At 67.4% G+C, this 19,418-nt stretch carries 16 protein-coding genes; 2 read left to right on the top strand and 14 right to left on the bottom strand.

The genetic code is table 11. The features are described from left to right. Positions 1–37 precede the first annotated feature (37 nt). A complete protein-coding gene (locus M2351_RS07330) occupies positions 38–685 on the bottom strand; it encodes a GntR family transcriptional regulator (protein ID WP_264655454.1) in 648 nt (215 codons plus the stop codon). 584 nt (positions 686–1,269) lie between these two features. Between M2351_RS07330 and M2351_RS07325 the strand changes: the two genes are divergently transcribed. Continuing rightward, positions 1,270–1,974, top strand: coding sequence for a CBS domain-containing protein (locus tag M2351_RS07325; protein ID WP_264655453.1), 705 nt, complete (start codon positions 1,270–1,272; stop codon positions 1,972–1,974). A gap of 160 nt (positions 1,975–2,134) precedes the next feature. Here the strand turns inward: M2351_RS07325 and M2351_RS07320 are convergent, their stop codons facing one another. From M2351_RS07320 to M2351_RS07290, 7 genes are all read right to left on the bottom strand, one after another. Beyond that, complete coding sequence (locus M2351_RS07320; protein WP_264655452.1) at positions 2,135–3,532, bottom strand: NAD(P)(+) transhydrogenase (Re/Si-specific) subunit beta; 1,398 nt, start codon at positions 3,530–3,532, stop codon at positions 2,135–2,137. Positions 3,533–3,534: 2 nt separating this feature from the next. Then, positions 3,535–3,969, bottom strand: coding sequence for an NAD(P) transhydrogenase subunit alpha (locus tag M2351_RS07315; RefSeq protein WP_264655451.1), 435 nt, complete (start codon positions 3,967–3,969; stop codon positions 3,535–3,537). 13 nt (positions 3,970–3,982) lie between these two features. Continuing rightward, complete coding sequence (locus M2351_RS07310; RefSeq protein WP_264655450.1) at positions 3,983–5,170, bottom strand: Re/Si-specific NAD(P)(+) transhydrogenase subunit alpha; 1,188 nt, start codon at positions 5,168–5,170, stop codon at positions 3,983–3,985. Between the two features lie 145 nt (positions 5,171–5,315). Then, the gene (locus tag M2351_RS07305; RefSeq protein ID WP_264655449.1) at positions 5,316–5,783 is read right to left on the bottom strand and encodes a CBS domain-containing protein; all 468 of its coding nucleotides are present in this window, start codon (positions 5,781–5,783) and stop codon (positions 5,316–5,318) included. Between the two features lie 73 nt (positions 5,784–5,856). After that, positions 5,857–6,879 (bottom strand): 2-dehydropantoate 2-reductase, encoded by a 1,023-nt coding sequence (locus M2351_RS07300; RefSeq protein ID WP_264655448.1) that lies wholly within the window; start codon positions 6,877–6,879, stop codon positions 5,857–5,859. A 248-nt stretch (positions 6,880–7,127) separates the two neighbouring features. Next, positions 7,128–7,568, bottom strand: coding sequence for a GNAT family N-acetyltransferase (locus M2351_RS07295; protein WP_264655447.1), 441 nt, complete (start codon positions 7,566–7,568; stop codon positions 7,128–7,130). Positions 7,569–7,745: 177 nt separating this feature from the next. Beyond that, a complete protein-coding gene (locus tag M2351_RS07290) occupies positions 7,746–8,675 on the bottom strand; it encodes a histone deacetylase family protein (protein WP_264655446.1) in 930 nt (309 codons plus the stop codon). Between the two features lie 495 nt (positions 8,676–9,170). Here M2351_RS07290 and oxlT point away from each other — a divergent pair, with 495 nt between their 5' ends. Continuing rightward, positions 9,171–10,472, top strand: coding sequence for an oxalate/formate MFS antiporter (gene oxlT / locus M2351_RS07285; RefSeq protein ID WP_264655445.1), 1,302 nt, complete (start codon positions 9,171–9,173; stop codon positions 10,470–10,472). A 221-nt stretch (positions 10,473–10,693) separates the two neighbouring features. On the opposite strand, the gene M2351_RS07280 is transcribed toward oxlT, so the two are convergent. From M2351_RS07280 to M2351_RS07255, 6 genes are all read right to left on the bottom strand, one after another. Next, positions 10,694–10,900, bottom strand: coding sequence for a hypothetical protein (locus M2351_RS07280; RefSeq protein ID WP_264655444.1), 207 nt, complete (start codon positions 10,898–10,900; stop codon positions 10,694–10,696). Between the two features lie 135 nt (positions 10,901–11,035). Beyond that, a complete protein-coding gene (locus tag M2351_RS07275; RefSeq protein WP_264655443.1) occupies positions 11,036–13,303 on the bottom strand; it encodes a hybrid sensor histidine kinase/response regulator in 2,268 nt (755 codons plus the stop codon). Positions 13,304–13,672: 369 nt separating this feature from the next. Beyond that, positions 13,673–16,195, bottom strand: a complete 2,523-nt coding sequence (locus M2351_RS07270) for a sensor histidine kinase (protein WP_264655442.1) — start codon at positions 16,193–16,195, stop codon at positions 13,673–13,675. Then, entirely contained in the window at positions 16,155–16,829 is a 675-nt protein-coding gene (locus M2351_RS07265; protein WP_264655441.1) for a response regulator transcription factor, read from the bottom strand. The genes M2351_RS07270 and M2351_RS07265 overlap by 41 nt, the downstream gene beginning before the upstream one ends. 4 nt (positions 16,830–16,833) lie before the next feature. Further along, positions 16,834–17,931 carry an AbrB family transcriptional regulator gene (locus tag M2351_RS07260; protein WP_264655440.1) on the bottom strand — a complete coding sequence of 366 codons (1,098 nt, stop codon included), beginning with the start codon at positions 17,929–17,931 and terminating at the stop codon, positions 16,834–16,836. Between the two features lie 88 nt (positions 17,932–18,019). Further along, complete coding sequence (locus M2351_RS07255; protein ID WP_264655439.1) at positions 18,020–19,387, bottom strand: 2-hydroxycarboxylate transporter family protein; 1,368 nt, start codon at positions 19,385–19,387, stop codon at positions 18,020–18,022. Positions 19,388–19,418: the final 31 nt, after the last annotated feature.

Raw genomic sequence — 19,418 nt, 5'->3', positions numbered from 1 at the left:
GTAAGTCCTCCCCGAGCTTCTTTGGTTTCGAGAGCGGTCAGTCGAGAAAATCGCAGTGCAGTTCCACATAGCGGGCAAGGCCGAGCGTGTGTTCACGCACACGACGCTCGGCCAGATCGGCGTCGCGGTTCATCAATGCTTCGATGATTTCCCGGTGTTCGACGATCGATTTCTCGGCCCTCCGGCCGCGTCGCATGGTGACGCGGCGGATCGCCCGCATGTGGATGAAGAACCGGTCGGTCAGGTCGCCGATCAACGTGCAGCCCGAGGCTTGGATGATCGACTGGTGAAACAGGATGTTCGCGTCGGAGTATTCCAGGACGTGGTCGGCCAGCTCGCCTTCCGAGAAGCGGTCGAAGGTCGCGTTCAGCTCCTTCATCTTGCGCTCGGTGGCGCGCTCCACGAAGAGGCGCGCGGCCATGCCTTCGAGAGCGGCGCAGACCGTGATCATCTCGATGACCTCGGCCTTCGTCTTGCGGACCACGAAGATGCCCCGGCGCGGCATGGAGCGGATGAATCCCTCCTGCTCCAGGAGCGCCATGGCCTCGCGCACCGGGGTGCGGCTGACGCCGAGCGCTTCGCAGAGCTGGCGTTCGTCGAGGCGGATCTCGTTGGCCTCTCCGTAGATGTCCATCTGGGTGATGGCGTGGCGGAGCGCCTGATAGGCCTTTGCCTTGAAACTCATCCCCTGGTCGAGGGGTTCTACGGAGAAACTCATTCGATTCATCACGTTCCCGTCCCTGTATCCGCCGCGCGTTTTGCGCTGATTGCACCTGCCTTACCGGCTTCTTGTGGTTCTGTTGCGGGCTTGGATTGGTGATACGGTATACCAGATGCCAAGCGAACTCAAGGGAATATGTTAGCGATGCGAACTGTTTTCGGCTGGAACCAGATCAGGAAGTAACCGAAGAACTGTTTTGTTTATTATCAGGGCTTTAGGACCGGGCGCGGCGGACATCGAACGGCGCGGCGACCCCGATCTGGCATCTGGTATACGGTATTCCAGCGCAACATGACTGGTATACCGAATCCATGTTGGTTGGGCAAGCAAATACCGGGTTAAAACCTTAACCGGAACTACACGCATTCCTCCCTGTAGATTCCCCGACTGGCGGCTCCCCGGTTCACCACCGTGGGAGCCTTCTTTTTTCCGCCCTGCCCTGCGGCGGATCGGCGCAGTGGTATACCGTACACCAAAGCGCGGCCATGGGCTCGGCCGAGTCGGTGTAGACTGGGCTCACAAGCAAAACCGCAGCAGGAGGAAACGCCATGAAGGCGGCTGACATCATGACCCGCCAGGTCATCACCATCGATCCGGACAGCACGGTGACCGACGCCGCGCAGCGCATGCTGGAAAACCGGATCAGCGGGCTCCCGGTCTGCGACGCGGACGGGCGCCTGCTCGGCATCATCAGCGAAGGGGACCTGCTGCGCCGCGCCGAGACGGGCACGGTGCGCCGGGCCAGCTGGTGGCTCGCCATGTTCGCTGGCGCCTCGTCGACCCAGGCGCACGACTACAGCAAGTCGCACGGCCGCCGCGTGCGCGACGTCATGTCCACCAATCTGGTCGCGGTGAACGAGGACTCGCCGATTGAGGAGGTCGTCCGGCGCATGGAGTCGCACCGGATCAAGCGCGTCCCGGTCGTCCACGACGGCAGGCTGGTGGGCATCATCAGCCGGGCCAACCTGCTGCACGTGCTGGCCACCATCGCACCCGACGTCGCCCCGGCCGCGGCCGACGACGGCGCGCTGCGCGACCGCATCCTGCAAACCCTGCGCGCCGAGCCCTGGGCGCCGGAGATCAGCGACAACATCGTCGTTCGCAACGGCGTGGTGCATCTCTGGGGCAGCGTCCGCACCGAGGCGCAAAGGGACGCCCTGCGCGTGGCGGCGGAGAACACCCCGGGCGTGAAGCGCGTGGAGAACAACCTGGTCATCGTCGACCATGTGGCCGAAGGTGCGGTGGGGTTCTGAGCCCAACGCCGAGTGCCCCCTCCCTTCCCATGCTGCCGCATGGGCCCCTTCCCTCCCCCGCTTCGCAGGGGAGGGTTAGGGTGGGGGCAATACTAACACAAACAAAAAGCCCCTTCCCGGCTCACCGGAAAGGGGCTTCCTTTTTTAAGCACCCACCCCGTTACTCGGTCGCCTTCACGACCTCTTCGGTGACCTTTTTGGCGTCGCCGAACAGCATCATGGTGTTGGGGCGGAAGAACAGCTCGTTCTCCACGCCGGCGTAGCCGGCGGCCATGCCGCGCTTGATGAAGAACACCGTCTTGGCCTTTTCGACATCCAGGATCGGCATGCCGTAGATCGGCGACTGCGGGTCGGTCTTGGCCGCCGGGTTGGTCACGTCGTTGGCGCCGATCACAAAGGCCACGTCCGCCGTGCCGAAGTCGCGGTTGATGTCCTCCAGCTCGAACACCTCGTCGTACGGCACGTTGGCCTCGGCCAGCAGCACATTCATGTGGCCGGGCATGCGCCCCGCGACGGGGTGGATGGCGTACTTGACGTCCACCCCTTCCTTCTTCAGCAGGTCGGCCATCTCGCGCAGCGCGTGCTGCGCCTGCGCCACCGCCATGCCGTAGCCCGGCACGATGATCACCGACTGCGCGTTCTTCATGATGTAGGCCGCGTCCTCCGGCGAGCCGGCCTTCACCGTCCCGCGCTCACCGCCGCCGGCGCCGCCGGCTGCGGCCGCGCCGCTGTCACCGCCGAAGCCGCCGAGGATGACGTTGAAGATCGAGCGGTTCATGCCCTTGCACATGATGTAGGACAGAATGGCACCCGAGGAGCCGACCAGCGCGCCGGTGATGATCAGCAGGTTGTTCTGCAGCGTGAAGCCGATGCCCGCCGCCGCCCAGCCGGAGTAGCTGTTCAGCATCGAGATCACCACCGGCATGTCCGCCCCGCCGATCGGCAGGATCAGCAGGAAGCCCAGCGCCAGCGCCACCAGCACGATCAGCCACATGGCCACCGAGGCGTTGGACTGCACCAGCCAGAGGATCAGCAGGATGGTCAGCACGCCGAGGCCGGCGTTGAGGTGGTGCTGGAAGGGGAAGACCAGCGGCTTGCCGGTGACCAGGCCCTGCAGCTTGGCGAAGGCGACGAGCGAGCCGGTGAAGGTGATGGCGCCGATCGCGGTGCCGAGCGCCATTTCGACCAGCGAGCCCTTGGCGATGGCCCCGGACACGCCGATGCCGTAGGCCTCCGGCGAGTAGAAGGCCGAGAGCGCCACGAACACCGCGGCGAGGCCGACCAGCGAGTGGAAGGCGGCGACCAGCTGGGGCAGCGCGGTCATCTCGATCTTCTTGGCGATGACGTAGCCGATGCCGCCGCCAATCGCGATGCCGAGGACGATCATCCAGTAGGACTGGACGATGGGCAGGGCCAGCGTGGTCAGGATGGCGATGGTCATGCCGACCATGCCGTAGAGGTTGCCCTGGCGCGAGGTCTCCGGGCTGCTGAGCCCGCGCAGCGCCATGATGAAGCAGATGGAGGCGACGAGGTAGAGAAGGGCCGACAGCGTTTCCATGGTTACTTGCCCTTCTTCTTGAACATGGAGAGCATGCGCTGGGTGACCAGGAAGCCGCCGAAGATGTTGACGCTGGCCAGGATGACGGCGAGGAAGCCCATGATCTTGGAGAAGCCGAAGCCGGCCGGGCCGGCGGCGATGAGGGCGCCGACGATGATCACCGAGGACACGGCGTTGGTCACCGCCATCAGCGGCGAGTGCAGCGCCGGCGTCACCCGCCACACGACGTAGTAGCCGACAAAGCAGGCCAGGACGAGCACCGTCAGGCCGGTGATGATGAAGCTGCCGTGGCTGGCGGTGTCCACGATGTTGGCGGGTACGGGCATGGCGTGGGTCAGCTGCGCGACCTGGACGTTGAGTTCAGCGGTCTGGTTGGTCAGGGTGAGGAGCGACTGGCGAAACGCATCCAGCTGGCTCGCGGGATCGGGATGTTCCATGGACGCCGCCTCCTCAGACGGTCTGCGCTTCGCGGACCTTGTCCGCGAAGGCGGGGTGGACGACCTGGCCGTCGCGGGTCAGCGCGATGGCCTTGACGATCTCGTCGTCCCAGTTGAGCGCGACGCCCTTCTCCTTGTCGTGCAGCGACTGGAGCAGGGCCAGCAGGTTCTTGGCGTAGAGCAGCGAGGCGCTCTCGGCGATGCGGCTGGGGTAGTTGGCGTGGCCGACGATCTTCACCCCGTTGTCGGTGACAACCACCTTGCCCAGCTCGGAGCCCTCGACGTTGCCGCCCTGCTCCACCGCCAGGTCGATGATCACCGAGCCCGGCTTCATCGACGCCACATGCTCGCGCGTCACCAGCACCGGCGCCTTGCGCCCGGGGATCAGCGCCGTGGTGATCACGATGTCCTGCTTCTTGATGTGCTCGGCCACCAGCGCCGCCTGCTGGCGCTTGTAGTCGTCCGACATCTCCTTGGCGTAGCCGCCGGCCGTCTCGGCCTGCTTGAACTCCTCGTTCTCCACCGCGACGAAGCTGCCGCCGAGGCTCTGCACCTGCTCCTTCACCGCCGGGCGCACGTCGGTCGCCGAGACGATGGCGCCCAGGCGCTTGGCCGTGGCGATGGCCTGCAGGCCGGCGACGCCGACGCCCATGATGAAGGCCTTGGCCGGCGGCACGGTGCCCGCGGCGGTCATCATCATCGGGAAGGCGCGGCCGTACTCGGAAGCGGCGTCGACCACCGCCTTGAAGCCGGCGAGGTTGGCCTGGGAGGACAGCACGTCCATGACTTGGGCGCGGGTGATGCGCGGCATGAACTCCATGGCGAAGGCGTTCACCCCCGCGGCGGCGTAGGCGGCCACATGCTCGCGGCTGTTGTACGGGTTCAGGATGGCGAGCAGCAGCGCGCCGCGCTTGATCAGCGCCAGCTCGTCGAGGTCCCCCTCGCCCCTTTCAACATCCTGGGCGATCAGCGGGCGCTGCACCTTCAGCACGATGTCGGCGTCGGCCAGCGCCGACGCGGCATCCGGCGCGATGGTGGCGCCGGCATCCGCATAAACCTGGTCCGGCAGGCTGGAGCCCAGCCCGGCGCCGCTTTCCACGACCACGTCGAGGCCGAGGCCCCTCAGCTTCTTGACCGTCTCAGGGGACGCCGCAACGCGAAGCTCGCCCGCGCGCCGCTCCCTGGGTATGGCGATTTTCATGATTCTTGGTTGCCTCCCAAAGCTCACGGCGGGGCGAGGCGTCAGCGCTCCAGCCGGTCAGGCGGGCGGCCTCGGCGGGCGGCCCGCCGGTCGTTCTTCAAAATTTCAAAAGGAGCGGCGCACATTCGCCGTTACTGGCTCACCGTTACTGGTTCGCCGCGACCGGAAAACTCCAGCCTTCGGCGGCTTCCGCCTCGTCTGCATCGTCGCGCGGCGCCGCTTCGAGCTGCGCCTTGATGATGTCGCGCACGCTGACCACGCCGACGAGCGACGCCCCTTCCAGCACCGGGACGTGCCGGATCGTGTGCTCGTCCATCAGCTGAAGCACGCGGCGCACCGAATCCTTCGGCCCGCAGCAGACCGGGTTGCGGCTCATCAGCGCGGTGACCGGCTGGGTGAGCACCACCGGGCCACGGTCGGTCAGGCCGCGGACGATGTCGCGCTCCGAAATGACGCCGACGACGGTGTTGCCCTCGGTCCGGCAGACGTCCTTGACCACCAGCGCGCCGGTGTTCTCCGCCTTCAGGAGGCGCAGCGCGGTCTCGATGGTCTCGTTGATCCGCACGGTGCCGATGCGCGTCCCCTTGCGGCGGAGAATGTCTTCAACCCTCATGACGCTCCTCCAATGAACCTTTGGGGTCCGGCCCCCATTCTCGTTTTGGATTGTGGGGCCGGACCGTTTCCGCCTATTGGGCGGCGACCGCGGGTGTCGCCGCTTCCTTCACGCCGGGCCGGCTGTAAATGCCCGCGACCTCGCCGCGCTGACGGACGAGCGCCAGGACCACGTCGATGGTCGGGGTGTCGACGCCGACCATGCGGCCCATTTCCTGGACCACGGACAGCAGCGCGTCGATTTCCATCGGGCGACTGCGTTCAAGGTCCTGGAGCATGGAGGTCTTGTGCGCGCCGACCGCGCCGGCGCCGTTGATGCGCCGTTCCACGTCCACGCGGAAGTGGACGCCCAGCCGGTCGCCGATCTCCTTCGCTTCCAGCATCATCGCCTTGGCGACGGCGCGGGTTTCCGGGTCGGAGCAGATGACGTCCAGCGTCGCGTGGGTCAGCGCGCTGATCGGGTTGAAGCAGAGGTTGCCCCACAGCTTCAGCCAAATCTCGTCGCGGATGCGGTCGAGTACGGGGGCGCGCAGGCCGCCGGCCTCCATCGCGGCGCTCAGCGCCTTGACGCGGGCCGACTGCGTGCCGTCCGGCTCGCCCAGCGAGAACTTGTCGCCGTAGATGTGCTGGATAACGCCGGGCTCCACGACCTCCGTCGCGGGATAGACGACGCAGCCGATGGCGCGTTCCGGCCCGAAGCCGTTCCACTGCGCGCCGTTTGGATCGACGCTGTCCAGAACGCGGCCTTCAAACTCGCCGCCGTTCTTGTAGAAGTACCAGTAGGGAATGCCGTTGACCGCGGTGACGACGGCGGTGTCCTTGCCCAGCAGCGGCTGGATGGCCGGCACCACGCTCGGCACCGAATGGGCTTTCAGGCCGATGATGACGTAGTCCTGGGGACCAAGCTCCGCCGCGTTGTCGGTGCAGCGGGGGTGAACGACCGTCTCTTCCTCGCCGACGATCAGCTTCACGCCGTTCTGGCGCATCGCCGCGAGGTGGGCCCCACGCGCCACGAGGCTGACTTCCGCGCCGGCCTGGTGCAGGCGCACCCCCAGGTACCCGCCGATGGCTCCGGATCCAAAGATGCAGATCTTCATAACCCGATACCTCTCCCCCCTAATTTTGCCGCGCCTCCGCGCGGCTATTGCGTCGCCCTCAATCAATCAGCACACCGAACATATACGGAGTTTGGTATACCAGATACCAGATGTCAATCCACAAAATGGCCGCCCAGGAGGAGAGCGGAACTCACCGGATTTGGGTGCGGATTGTGGGGAAACGCACACTTAAAAACCGGACACCCGGAGGTCGGACACCCGGTTCGCCGTCCGCTCGCGTAGGTGGATTAGGTAAGCGGCAGGACGAGCTGGAACGACTTAATGGTCATGCGCTTGCGGTGGTAGAAGCGGTGCGCGTCGCCGCGATGGACCCCGGAGATGATCTCCATCTGGGCGCAGCCGCGCTCACGGGCCTGGGCTGCGAGCCAATCGAACAGCTGGTCGCCAAGGCCGTAGGAACGGTGCTTCGGCGAGGTGACCAGGTCCTCAACATACATATAGCGCCCGCGCGACAGCGTCTCGTGCACGCGGAAGCCGCCGCAGCCGGCGACCTCGCCGTTGAAGCGCAGCAGGGCGAGGTTGTAGCCGTCGTCCATCTGGCGCCGGATTTGCGCGCGATAGGCGTCGGCGTCCGTCATGTGGGTGCGAAGCTCCTTCATGACGAAATAGCTCTCCGCGATCTCGGCATCGTCCTTGGCCAGGGTGATGTCCACCGTCTGCTGCTCCATGATGCGCAACTCCCTATCTCTATCGTTGAGTCGTTCGGTCTTTGGGATTTGGGATGGCGCGGGATCATCGCGGATCGCCGTCGCTGGTATTTGGTATACCAGATTATCCGCGAGCAGAGCAACAGCGCGTGTGGACATTTCCCTTCGGCAACAGTTTGGGCCTGAACGTGAGGGGCGTCAGGCCCGCATCAGGGCGCGCAGATGGGCGGCCAAACCGCCTGCCAGACCGACCATGTCGTAGCCTCCTTCCAGCACCGACACGACCCGCCCGCCGCACAAGCGGTCGGCGGCGTCGACCAGCTTGCGCGTCGCCCATTCGAAGTCAGCGTCGGTGAAGTTCAGCTGCGCCAGCGGATCGCGGGCGTGCGCGTCGAATCCTGCGGAGATCATCAGAAGGTCCGGCTTGAACGACTCCAGCGCCGGAAGCACAGTGCGCTCCATGGTTTGGCGGAATTCCACCGTGCCGGAATGGGGCGGCAGCGGTGCGTTGACGATGTTGCCCGACGCGCCGGTCTCGCTCATCCTCCCCGTGCCGGGGTAGAGCGGCGATTGGTGGGTGGAGGCGAAGAACAGGTTCGGCTCGTCCCAGAACATGGCCTGTGTTCCGTTTCCGTGGTGGACATCGAAATCCACGACGGCGACGCGCTCCACCCCATGGCGCTTGCGCGCGTGCTCCGCCCCCACGGCGATGTTGTTGAAGACGCAGAAGCCCATGGCGCGCGCCGGTTCGGCGTGGTGGCCGCAGGGGCGCACGGCGCAGAAGGCGTTGGTCGCCTGCCCGCCCATCACGGCGTCCACCGCCTCGCACACCGCGCCCGCGGCGCGCAGGATGGCGGAGCGCGATTTCGGTGACAGCAGCGTGTCGGCGTCGAGCCGCGCATAGCCGGCCTCCGGCACAGCGTCGAGCACCGCCTCCACATAGGCCGGCTCATGCACCCAGCGGAGTTGCTCCACTGTGGCCTCCGGCGCGGTGCGGCGCGGAAGGTCGCGGAATTCGTCGCGGTCGAGCACCTGCCACACCGTTGCGATTCGCTCCGGACGTTCCGGATGGCCGGGGCCGGTGTCGTGCTGCAGGAAGTCGGGATGCGTGATGATCGTGGTGCCCATGGCTCCCCCCTCTTGGATGTTTCCACATGGCAGGGTTCGGATGGTGCCGGCCCCGCTGCCGAAGGGGCGCGGACGCGAACCTGCCGGGCGCGTTGCTCTTAATAGGTATACCGAATTCCAGGAAGACCAGGATTGCAAGCCGCCGAGACTGTCGGAGCGCGACCGATCCGGCCGCGCGCCTCACGACGGATAGGACCCGACAAACGCTCTACCCCTTTTGCGCCCAACGGTCCGCAGCCCCACTTAACAGCATGGCGGGCCGATAGTTTGTTGCGCGTACAAAAATGCTTGCACTGCTGATCGTATCTGGCATACCATATCTTTAATGCCAATCGACGGTATCCCGAGGAACCTCCGCCGGAAAGTCGGTGTAGCTTAATCCCCGGCAAGCCCTGGCAACGGAGCGGCATCTGCTCGAACGCCGACCTCCCAAAACAAAAATCAAAAAACAAACGCCCGACTCACGCAAAAGAGATCGCTTCGAGGAGGAGAGAAATGCACCAAGCGCTAACCGAGGGTCAGAAGGGTCCTCTCGGCGGCCGCTGGTTCCAGCTGGTCATCGGCGTGATCTGCATGTCGATGATCGCGAACCTGCAATATGGTTGGACGCTGTTCGTCAACCCGATCGATGAAAAGTACCATTGGGGCCGCGCCGGCATCCAGGTTGCCTTCACGATCTTCGTCGTCATGGAGACGTGGCTGGTCCCGGTCGAGGGCTGGTTCGTCGACAAGTTCGGTCCCCGCATCGTCGTCCTGATCGGCGGCATCCTCTGTGGCCTCGCCTGGGCGATCAACTCCGTGGCGGACTCGCTGGCCATGCTGTACCTGGGTGCTGCCATCGGCGGCATCGGCGCCGGCGGCGTCTACGGCACCTGCGTCGGCAACGCCCTGAAGTGGTTCCCGGACCGCCGCGGCCTGGCCGCCGGCCTCACCGCCGCCGGTTTCGGCGCCGGCTCGGCCCTGACGGTCGTTCCGATCGCCAACATGATCAAGTCGTCCGGCTTTGAAGCGACCTTCCTGACCTTCGGCATCGGCCAGGGCCTGGTCGTCTTCCTCCTCGCCTGGTTCCTGGCGGAGCCGAAGGCCGGCCAGGTCCCGTCGGTCCTGAAGTCCGGCGTCGCCCAGTCCCGCGAGAGCTACACCCCGGTGCAGATGATGAAGACCCCGGTCTTCTGGGTCATGTACCTGATGTTCGTGATGGTTGCGGCCGGCGGCCTGATGGCGACCGCCCAGCTCGGCCCGATCGCCAAGGACTTCCAGCTCGACGGCGTGCCCGTCAGCATCATGGGCCTGACCCTGCCGGCGCTGACCTTCGCCCTGTCGATCGACCGCGTGCTGAACGGCGTCACCCGTCCCTTCTTCGGCTGGGTGTCGGATAACATCGGCCGCGAGAACACGATGTTCGTCGCCTTCGCCCTGGAGTGCTTCGGCATCCTCGCGCTGAACCAGTGGGGCCACAACCCGGTCGCCTTCGTGATCCTGACCGGTCTGGTGTTCTTCGCCTGGGGTGAAATCTACAGCCTGTTCCCGGCCTGCTGCGGCGACAGCTTCGGTTCGAAGTACGCCACCACCAACGCCGGCCTGCTGTACACCGCCAAGGGCACCGCGTCGCTGGTCGTTCCGTTCGCCAACATCATGGTCGCCTCGACCGGCAGCTGGCAGTCGGTGTTCTTCTTCGCCGCCGCGGTCAACGGCATCGCCGCTCTCCTGGCCCTCTTCGTCCTGAAGCCGCTGCGGGCCAAGCAGATGTCCTCGACCACCCAGTCGTCGAAGCTCGCCGCCGAGCCTGCCCAGTAAGGCTTAGCCGAACAGCACACAGCACCCGAACAACAAGGGCCGGGCCGGGGGATATCTCCCGGCCCGGTTCCTTTATGCCCGGACCAACACTCGCCTGCCTGCCAAGCTTCTTGAAAGTGCTGGCGAAGTACTGGAAAGCCCCTCTCCCCTTGTGGGGAGAAGGGCTTCCGGCTGTCTGCCGCCACATCAATTCGGCTGTGGAGTATTGGAAACGCGCTGGTTCAGAACGCGCGCGGGAAGGAGGCCCAGGAAGGACCATTGGCGATCTCCTCCTCCGTCTTACGGGCCTTGCGCACGCGGCGCAGATGGCTGGCCGCCCAGGGATTGCGCACCGGCTGCCCGGCGGTCGCGAACTCCGCGGACAGGATCCGGACGACGACGAGGCCGAAGCCAGACAGCAACAGCGACAGCGCGACGATGGCAACCATGCTCAAATCCCTGAATGATCAGGCCTGAATGAACGGGCCTGAATGACCGGGCGGCACGGGGGCGCACGAGCGTCATGCCGCAGTGCAGCATACATACGCCTTTCGGTCAGGGATTGCGAGTCGTTGCGGCCGCGCTCAAGTGACGCAGCGGACGAGCCGGAGATGCTCCTCCAGCATGCCGTGCAGCTGGCGGGGGGTGACGGGCTTGTGCAGCAGGCCAAGCCCGTGTGCCTGGGCGTCCCGGTGGCACTCCGCCCCGGTCTCGCCCGTGAGGATCACGCCGGGGACTTGGGCGCCCACCAGTTCGCGAATTCGCAGGATCGCCTCGGTGCCGACGCGGCCGTCGCGCAGGCGGTAGTCGGCGACGACGATGTCGGGCGAGCGTCCGGCTTCCTTCAGTCGTTCCAGGGCCTGGTCCGTGGAGCCGGCGATCAGCACCTCGTAATCCCAGTCCTGGAGCATGGCCCGCAGGCCGAGCAGCACGATGGCGTCGTCGTCGACCAGCACGGCCAGCCGGTCCCGACCGCTGCGCTCCAGGGCGGTGCCGACCGGCGCGCTGGGCACCGACGTCCCGGTGGCCAGCGGCACGGCGATGGTGAAGGCGGAGCCCTTGCCCACTTCCGACCGCACCTCGACCGGGTGGTCGAGCAGGGCCGACAGGCGTTCTACGATGGCGAGGCCAAGTCCCAGGCCCTGGGCGCGGTCGCGCTCCGGATTGCCGACCTGGTGGAACTCCTCGAAGATGCGGTCCAGATGCTCCTTCGGGATGCCGACGCCGCTGTCCTCCACCGTGATGTGCAGGCGCTTCGTCTTGGCATCGGCGCGGCAGCGCAGCCGGACGAAGCCGTCGTCGGTGTAGCGGACCGCGTTCTCGACGAGGTTGCGCAGCATGCGCGCCAACAGGGTCCGGTCGCTGGCGATGGCGGTCGAACAGGCGGCGTCCACGGTGAAGGACAGGCCTTTGCTCAGCGCGATGGGCGCGTAGGACGCCGCGACCTCCTCCAGCAGCGGCCCAAGGGCCACCTCCGCCACCTCCGCCTTGATCACCCCGGCGTCGAGGCGGGAGACGTCGAGCAGGCTGTCCAGCAGGCTCTTCAGCGTGTCCAGCCCGCGCTCCAGCATGGTCAGGGCGTTCCGCCCCTCGTGGGTGGCGACATGGCCGCGGACGACCTCCGTGAACAGGAACAGCGACTGCATGGGCTGGCGCAGGTCATGGCTGGCCGCCGCCAGGAACCGGCTCTTGGCGCGGTTGGCCTGCTCCGCCTCCGCCTGGGCTTCGCGGGCGGCGTGGACATCGACCGCCGTGCCGATCCAGGCGACCAGAACGCCGTTCTGCCGCATGGGATTCACCCGGCCGACATGCCACCGGTACACGCCGTCCGCGCGGCGCAACCGGTAGTCGGACTCGTAGGGCGCGCCCGCGGCGACGGCCGCCTCGGCGAGGCTCCGCACCCGGTCGCGGTCGTCGGGATGAATGATCTCCCACCGGTTCTCCTCGGTCACCTCGACACCGCCGTACCGCCGCCAAGCCGCGTTGATCGACTCCACCGTGCCTTCCGGGCGGTTGATCCACATGATCTGCGGCGCGTTGTCGACCAGCGCGCGGAAGCGCTCCTCGCTGGCCCGCAGGGCGTTTTCGGTCTGCCTTTGGTCGGTGACGTCCACGGTCAGGCCAACCATGCGTTCCGGGCTTCCGTCCGGCCGGAACAGGACACGCCCCCAGGCCGACAGCCAGCGCACCGCGCCGTCGGGACGGACGATGCTGTACTCGACCTCGAACCGCGGGTGCAGCCCTTTGACGATCTCCTCCCGCTTGGCGAGGAAGCCGTCGCTCTGGTGGGCGGGGTGGACGAGTTTCAGCCAGCTGTCCAGTCCCGGCTCGTCCCGCTCCGGATCCAGCCCCATGATGCGGAACGTCTCGTCCGACCACCGCGCCTGTCCGGTGCCCAGGTCGGTTTCGAAGGTGCCGGCCCGCGCGGCGCTGAGCGCCATCGTCAGGTGTTCCTCGCTGCGCCGGAGCCGCTCCTCCATCCGATGCCGTTCGGTGATGTCCTGCAGATAGGACGCGACGCCGCCGTCGGTCGGGAACAGCCGCACGAAGTACCAGCGCCCGCTGCGCGGGCTGAAGAACTCGAACTCCGCCGGCTCCCCGCCGTCCATCACCCGCTGTGCGGCTTCCCAGACCGGGGTGCCGATGGTTTCCGGCAGCATCTCATGGACGCTGCGGCCGAGCAGAGCGGGTCCGCCCTTCGTCTGCAACGCCTTGGCCCGTTCGTTGACGAAGGTCACCCGCCAGCCGCGGTCGAATTCGATGATCGCGTCCGTGGTGCTGCGCAGCACCGCCGCCATGCGGCGGCCCATGGCGTGGGCACGGCGCTGCGCACGCAGAAATTGCCAGAACACTCCAAAGACCAAAGCGCCGACGACAACCAAAAATCCAAAAAGGATCGCCGATACACCCGTTGAGTTCTGGGGATCGGCAACGACGTCCTGTGCCAGGGCGGCTGAACAGGCCACCGATATCAAGACCACGAGAAGTGGGAGCATGCGGCTTTTCAAAGGGATTTGGACTGGTGGAACACGATCGTTCCTTTCGGCAGGGCAGCGCAGCACTGTAGCCTATGCAGCTTCGGTGAAACGAGTAGTCAGAACCGGATAGCCTGCCATGCCCCAAAGTTCAGGTCATCAGGATGGCCGGCGGCGGCCGGTATCGGACGGGTTTCCGGCCTGCCCGGCTCTGCCGAGAGGGGAATGTTCCGGCCGAACCCGTCCTCACGGGCGCTGCACCACCCTCTGCCAATGGCGCAGGAAGCGCTCGTGTTTCAGGTCGTCGAGGAACACCAGCAGGGCCGGCCCCAGCGCGATGCGCTGGACCGGCCCGGCCAGCGCCTCCAGCAGGTGCGAGGCGGACATCGGCCCGTCCGCTGTGGGGGAAATCGCGTAGAAGGCATCGCCCCGCGCGATCACCCCCTGCCCCCGGTCGGACAGCAGGTAGTCGATGAAGCGCCCTGCGAGCTGAGGCGACCGCGCGTCCCGGTGGATGGTCGCGACGCGCATGGCAAGCAGCGTGTAGTCCGACGGCAGGACGATGCCGATCGGCGCGCCGGCGATCTGCCGCGCCCGCGCGTAGGTGCCCAGGAGGTTGTAGCCGATCAGCGCGTCCCCGCGCTCGATGGCGTCCAGCATGTCGGCGGTGCAGCATTCCACCCGCACGCCCACGTCGCCCAGCGCGTCCGCCAGTTGCCAGAACTGGCTGGACAGCACGGAGTCCTGGGCGGCGAACAGATAGCCGATGCCCCGCTGGGCAAGGTCGTAGGTGATGACGCGCCCGCGGTACCGCTCCTCCCGATCGCGCAGCAGGCGGATCAGCGCGTCGCGCGACCGCGGCACTTCGGATTCCGGGACGAGGTTGCGGTTGTAGACGATCACCGCCGGCTCCAGCGTGAAGCCGAAGGCCTCGTCCCGCCAGTTGGCCCAGTCCGGCAGAGCGGCCGTGAGGGAGGAGACGTGCGGCAGCGCGTAACCGTCGTTCACCAGCTTCGCCTGGAGGTCCGCTGCGGAGCTGATGATGACGTCCGGCGTTTCCCCCTCCTGCGAGACCACGCTGTCGTACAGCTCCGTATTGGTCATCTGGACATAGTGGATGGCGACGTTCGGGTTCGCCTGCTGGAAGTCGTGGACCAGGACCTCCATTTGCGGCCGGTCGGTCGCCGTGTGGATGCTCAGCCGCTCGGTCTCCGCGCCGACCGCGGGGAACAGCGTCGTCTCCGCCGCGATCCCGGAACTCGTCCACAGCAGGAGAGCCGCGGCCAGCACAGCGGGCAGCAGCGCCACCGCCTTCTCGATCGTCGGAAAAGCCAGCCGGGCGAGCAGCCCGCCTTCCGGCCGGTCGTGCAGGCTGAAGTCCGCGCCGTGCGCCTCCGCGACCGCCTCGACGATGGCGAGGCCGAGGCCGCTGCCGACCGTGCCCGCGGCCGTGCTGCCGCGCCCGAACCGCTTGCGGACGGCCGGCTTTTCGGCGTCGGGGATGCCCGGGCCATGGTCGGCAATCTCCACCACCGGACCATGGCCGGCGCCGCCGGGCCGCACGCGCACCTCCACCCCCGCCGCGCCGCCGCCGTACTTGACGGCGTTATTAAGCAGATTGGCAAGCGCTTCCCACAGGCTCACCGGATCGCCGGACACGATGGCAGGTTCGACGGCGGGCGTGCCCGGCTCGTCCTGCAGGATACGGATCGGCGTCCCCTCGCAGACCGCCTCCGCCCGGTGGACGATCTGCGCGACCAACGCGGTCAGGTCCACCGCCTCGCGCTGCGCGGATTCGCCCCGGTGCAGCACCATGGCGTGGCTGAGCAGCTGGGTGGTCAGCTCGCTGACCTCCACGGCATTGCGGTGGACGCGCCCGACGATCCGGCGCAGCCGGTCGGGCTCCGTCTCCTCCGCCGCGATTTCCGCCTGGGCGCGGAGTGCGGCCAGCGGCGTGCGGATCTGGTGGGCAGCGTCGGCCAGGAAGGTCTTGGTCTGGTCCAGGTTCGCCTTCAGCCGCGCCATGGAATGGTTGATGGCGCCCAGAAGCTGGCTCACCTCCGCCGGGGCCGGCACGTCGATGGGGCTGAAGTCGTTGGGCCGCCGCGCGCGGATCAGCCGCTCCAGATAGCCCAGCGGCTCCAGCGCCTGCCGCACCCCGAACCACAGCAACGCCGCACCCGCCATCACGGCGAGCGCGATGGGCGCGAAGGCGTTGGTGAAGATGTCGTGGGCCAGCGCGTCGCGCGCCTCCCGCGTCTGGGCGACGACGATGGTCACCGGTCCGCTGATGTTCGGCCGGACCACCAGCCGCCCCAGCACCGCCACCCGCACCGGAACACCGCGGTAGGTGGCGTCGCTGAACACCGGCCCGGATTGCGCCCCCGCGGCCGGCTTGGCCGGCAGGTCGTCGTAGCCGGTGACCAGCACGCCGCCGGGCGCCAGGATCTTGTAAAAGACGCGGTCCCGCCGCGCCATGCCGAGGATGCTGAGCGAGGAATAGGGAAGGTCCGCGGTGATGACGCCGTCCTCCACCTGCACGGAATCCGCGATGGACAGAGCCGACGCGGACAGAAGCTGGTCGTAGGCGCTGTCGGCCGCGCGGTGGGCGTAGGCGCGTACGAACAGGAACAGCGCCGCCCCGACGAGCCCCAGAACGACGAGCAGCCGCAGCAACAGCCGGCGCTGCAGCGAGGCGGCCTCAGGCCGCCGTTGCAGCGATGACGCTTCAGCCGGCCGGGTCGATGTCCGCCACATAGCCCAGCCCATGCACCGTCCGGATCACCACGCTCGCCCCGTCCATCTTCCGGCGCAGGCGGGACACATACAGCTCGATGGCGTTCGGGGCCACCGCCTCGTCCAGGCTGCACAGCTGGTCGATGAGGTTGTCCTTGCTCATCACCCGGCCGAGGTTGGCAAGGAACAATTCCAGCAGCCGGAACTCGCGCGCCGACAGGTCGACCGGGCGCCCGGCAACGGCGACCTTCTTCGACGCCCCGTCGAAGGTGACGTTGCCGAACGCCGTCTCCGACGAGGCCATGCCGTGCGGCCGGCGCAGCAGGGCGCGGCAGCGGGCCTCCAGCTCCCGGAAGTCGAAGGGCTTCACCACATAGTCGTCGGCGCCGAGGTCGAGCAGGTCCACCTTGGTGTCCACCTCCGACCGCGCGGTGATCACCACCACCGGCGTGCGGTCGCCGCTGCGCCGCAGCGCGCGCAGGATCGCCGTCCCGTCGACCCCCGGCAGCATGATGTCGAGCACGAGCAGCTGATAGGTTTCCGTCCGCAGCAGCTCCTGCGCCTGCTCCCCGTCCGGCGCCCAGTCCACGCCGTAGCCGAGCTTGCGCAGGCGGTGGATGATGGCGTCGGCCAGATCCTCGGTGTCTTCGACGACGAGAATGCGCATGGGGTCAGGACTCCACCGCCACCGGTGCCCTCTTTTTCGGCTCCCACAGCGGGGCTGCGACGCCGATGCCGAGGAAGCGCACCACATGGTGCGCCCCGATGAAGGCGACGTCGAGCCCCAGCGCGTAGGCGACGATGGTCATCGCCTCCAGCCCGCCCGGTGCATAGGCGATCCACAGCGTGCCGAAGGGCATGTCCAGCCATCGGCTGCCCGCCCAGGCGAAGCCCGCCGCCAGGACCAGCGCGATCACCACGCTGCCCACCGCCGGCCCGACCGACCGACGCAGCACCGCCGCCGGAACGCCGCGGAAGCGCGCGCCGATCACCGACCCGGCGATCAGGAAGCCGGCGATCAGCACGGGCGTGGGCGCCGCCCCCTGGACGAGGCCGGTCGCGTGCAGCAGCGCGCTCGCCAGCATGGCGCCGAGCAGCACGTCCCCCGGCAGGCGGAAGCGGTGGAACAGCCAAGCGCCCGCCCCGCTCGCCACCAGGAGCAGCAGGACGCCGAAGGCCCCTTCCGGACTCGCCACCACCGTTGGCGCGCTCATGCCCGGCGGCGGCGCGATCAGTCGCAGAATCCAGGGCATGGCGACGACCAGGATGAACAGCCGCAGGCTCTGCGCCAAGGCAACGCGCGGCAGGTCCACGTTGGCCTTGGCCGCCATCGCCAGCACGCCGGCGAGCGCGCCGGGAATGGCGCTGTAGCGTGCGGTGGCGCGGTCCCAGCGGTGCACCCGTTCCAGATAGGCGGCGCTGGCCATCACCGTCACGGCGATGGACACCACCAGCAGGATCATGCTGAGCGGCCATGTGCGCATGACGCGCAGCGTGTCGGGCGTGATGCCGGCGCCCATGGACAGGCCGACCAGCGTGTAGGCGACCTCGCGCATCCATTCCGGCACGCGCAGCGGCACCCGCGTGCCGATGGCCCCGGCGGCGACCGCGACCATGGCGCCGGCCAGCCAAGCCGCGGGCATGCCGATCCAATCGAACAGCGCCCCGCCCGCGGCACCCAGGGCGAGGGTCGTCGCGACGACGCGCGCGTCCTTCAGCCGCCCGGCGAGCCTTCCGCCCGCCCCTGCCCGCACACCGTCACGCGGCATCGCCACCCGGTCCTTCCGCCCACAAGAAACCACCGCCTTCCGCAGCATACGGAAGGCGGTGTTCTCAACAACAGCCTGGGGTGTCACGTCAAACGATATGCGCCAGCACGATCAACACGACGGTGATGGTGATGGCGCCGCCGATGCGGGTGGCGATCTGGGCGAAGGGCATCAGCTGCATGCGGTTGGCCGCCGTCAGGATGGCGACGTCGCCGGTGCCGCCCTGGCCGCTGTGGCAGGCGTTCACGATCGCGCTCTCGATCGGGTACATGCCGAGCTTCCGGCCGACGAGGAAGCCCGTGCCCATCAGCGTCGCGACGGTGGCGACGATGGTGACCATGTAGGGCACGTTGAAGGCCGACACCAGCTTGTCCCAGGGCGTCATCGCCACGCCGATGGCGAACAGCAGCGGGTAGGTCACGGCGGTGGAGAAGAACTTGTAGACGACGTAGGCGCCTTCCTGCAGCTCCGGCGACACGGCGCGCAGCAGCTTCACCAGCACGGCCAGGAACAGCATCGACACCGGCGCCGGCAGGCCGAACAGGCGGTGGCACATCAGGCCGACCAGATACAGCGTGATGGCGGTGATGCCGGCGGCGGCGAGCGTCGTGACGGCGCTGGCCCCGGTCATTTCCGGATGCGCCGCCGGGTGCAGGTCATCGTCGCCCGCCGGCTGAAGGCGGCCCTCGCCGGTCAGATGCGGGTAGCGCTTGCCGACGAAGTTCAGGGCGCCGGACAGCAGGATAGCGGTCAGGCTGCCCAGCATCACCGGCGGCAGAACCTGCGCGAACAGGTCCCCCTGCGGAACGTGCAGGATTTCCGCGTAGCCGATGGACAGCGGGATGGCGCCCTCGCCCACGCCGCCGGCCATGATCGGCACGACCACGAAGAAGAAGCTGTGATAGGCGCTCATCCCCACCGCCATGCCGACCAGAGTCCCAACGACGCCCGCCGCGACCGAGCCGACGGCCAGCGGCACGAAGATCTTCAGGAAGCCCTTGACCAGGACGTTGCGGTCCATGCCCAGGATGCTGCCGACGATGATCGCGGAGATGAACAGGTAGAGGAAGTTGCTCTGCTTCGTGAAGTCGGTCACCACCTTGAACAGCTCGTCCGGCAGCAGGTGGTTGTAGGCGAGGTAGGACGGGATGAAGGTGGCAAAGATGGCCGCAGCGCCGATGTTGCGGAACACCGGCAGGCGCTTGCCGATCTCCGCGCAGGTGAAGCCGCAGACCGCCAGGATCGCGATCACCATGCAGATCTCGGTCGGCAGCTTGCCGGTCGCGATGAAGCCGGCGATCAGCGCGACCAGGATGGCGTAGATGGGCACCGGGATGACGCCGATGCGGGTGTCGACGAGCGCCCACCAGACCGACAGGAAGGAACGCCGCGGCGTTCCCACTGCCTTGTCCTGCACCGCGCGGTCCATGACCGCGGTGTTCTGAGAGACCTGCATGGTCGTCCTCCCCAGACGAATGTTTCGGAGC

Source organism: Azospirillum canadense, from assembly GCF_025961225.1.
GTDB classification, from domain to species: domain Bacteria; phylum Pseudomonadota; class Alphaproteobacteria; order Azospirillales; family Azospirillaceae; genus Azospirillum; species Azospirillum canadense.
This window is presented reverse-complemented; position numbering and strand designations above follow the sequence as displayed.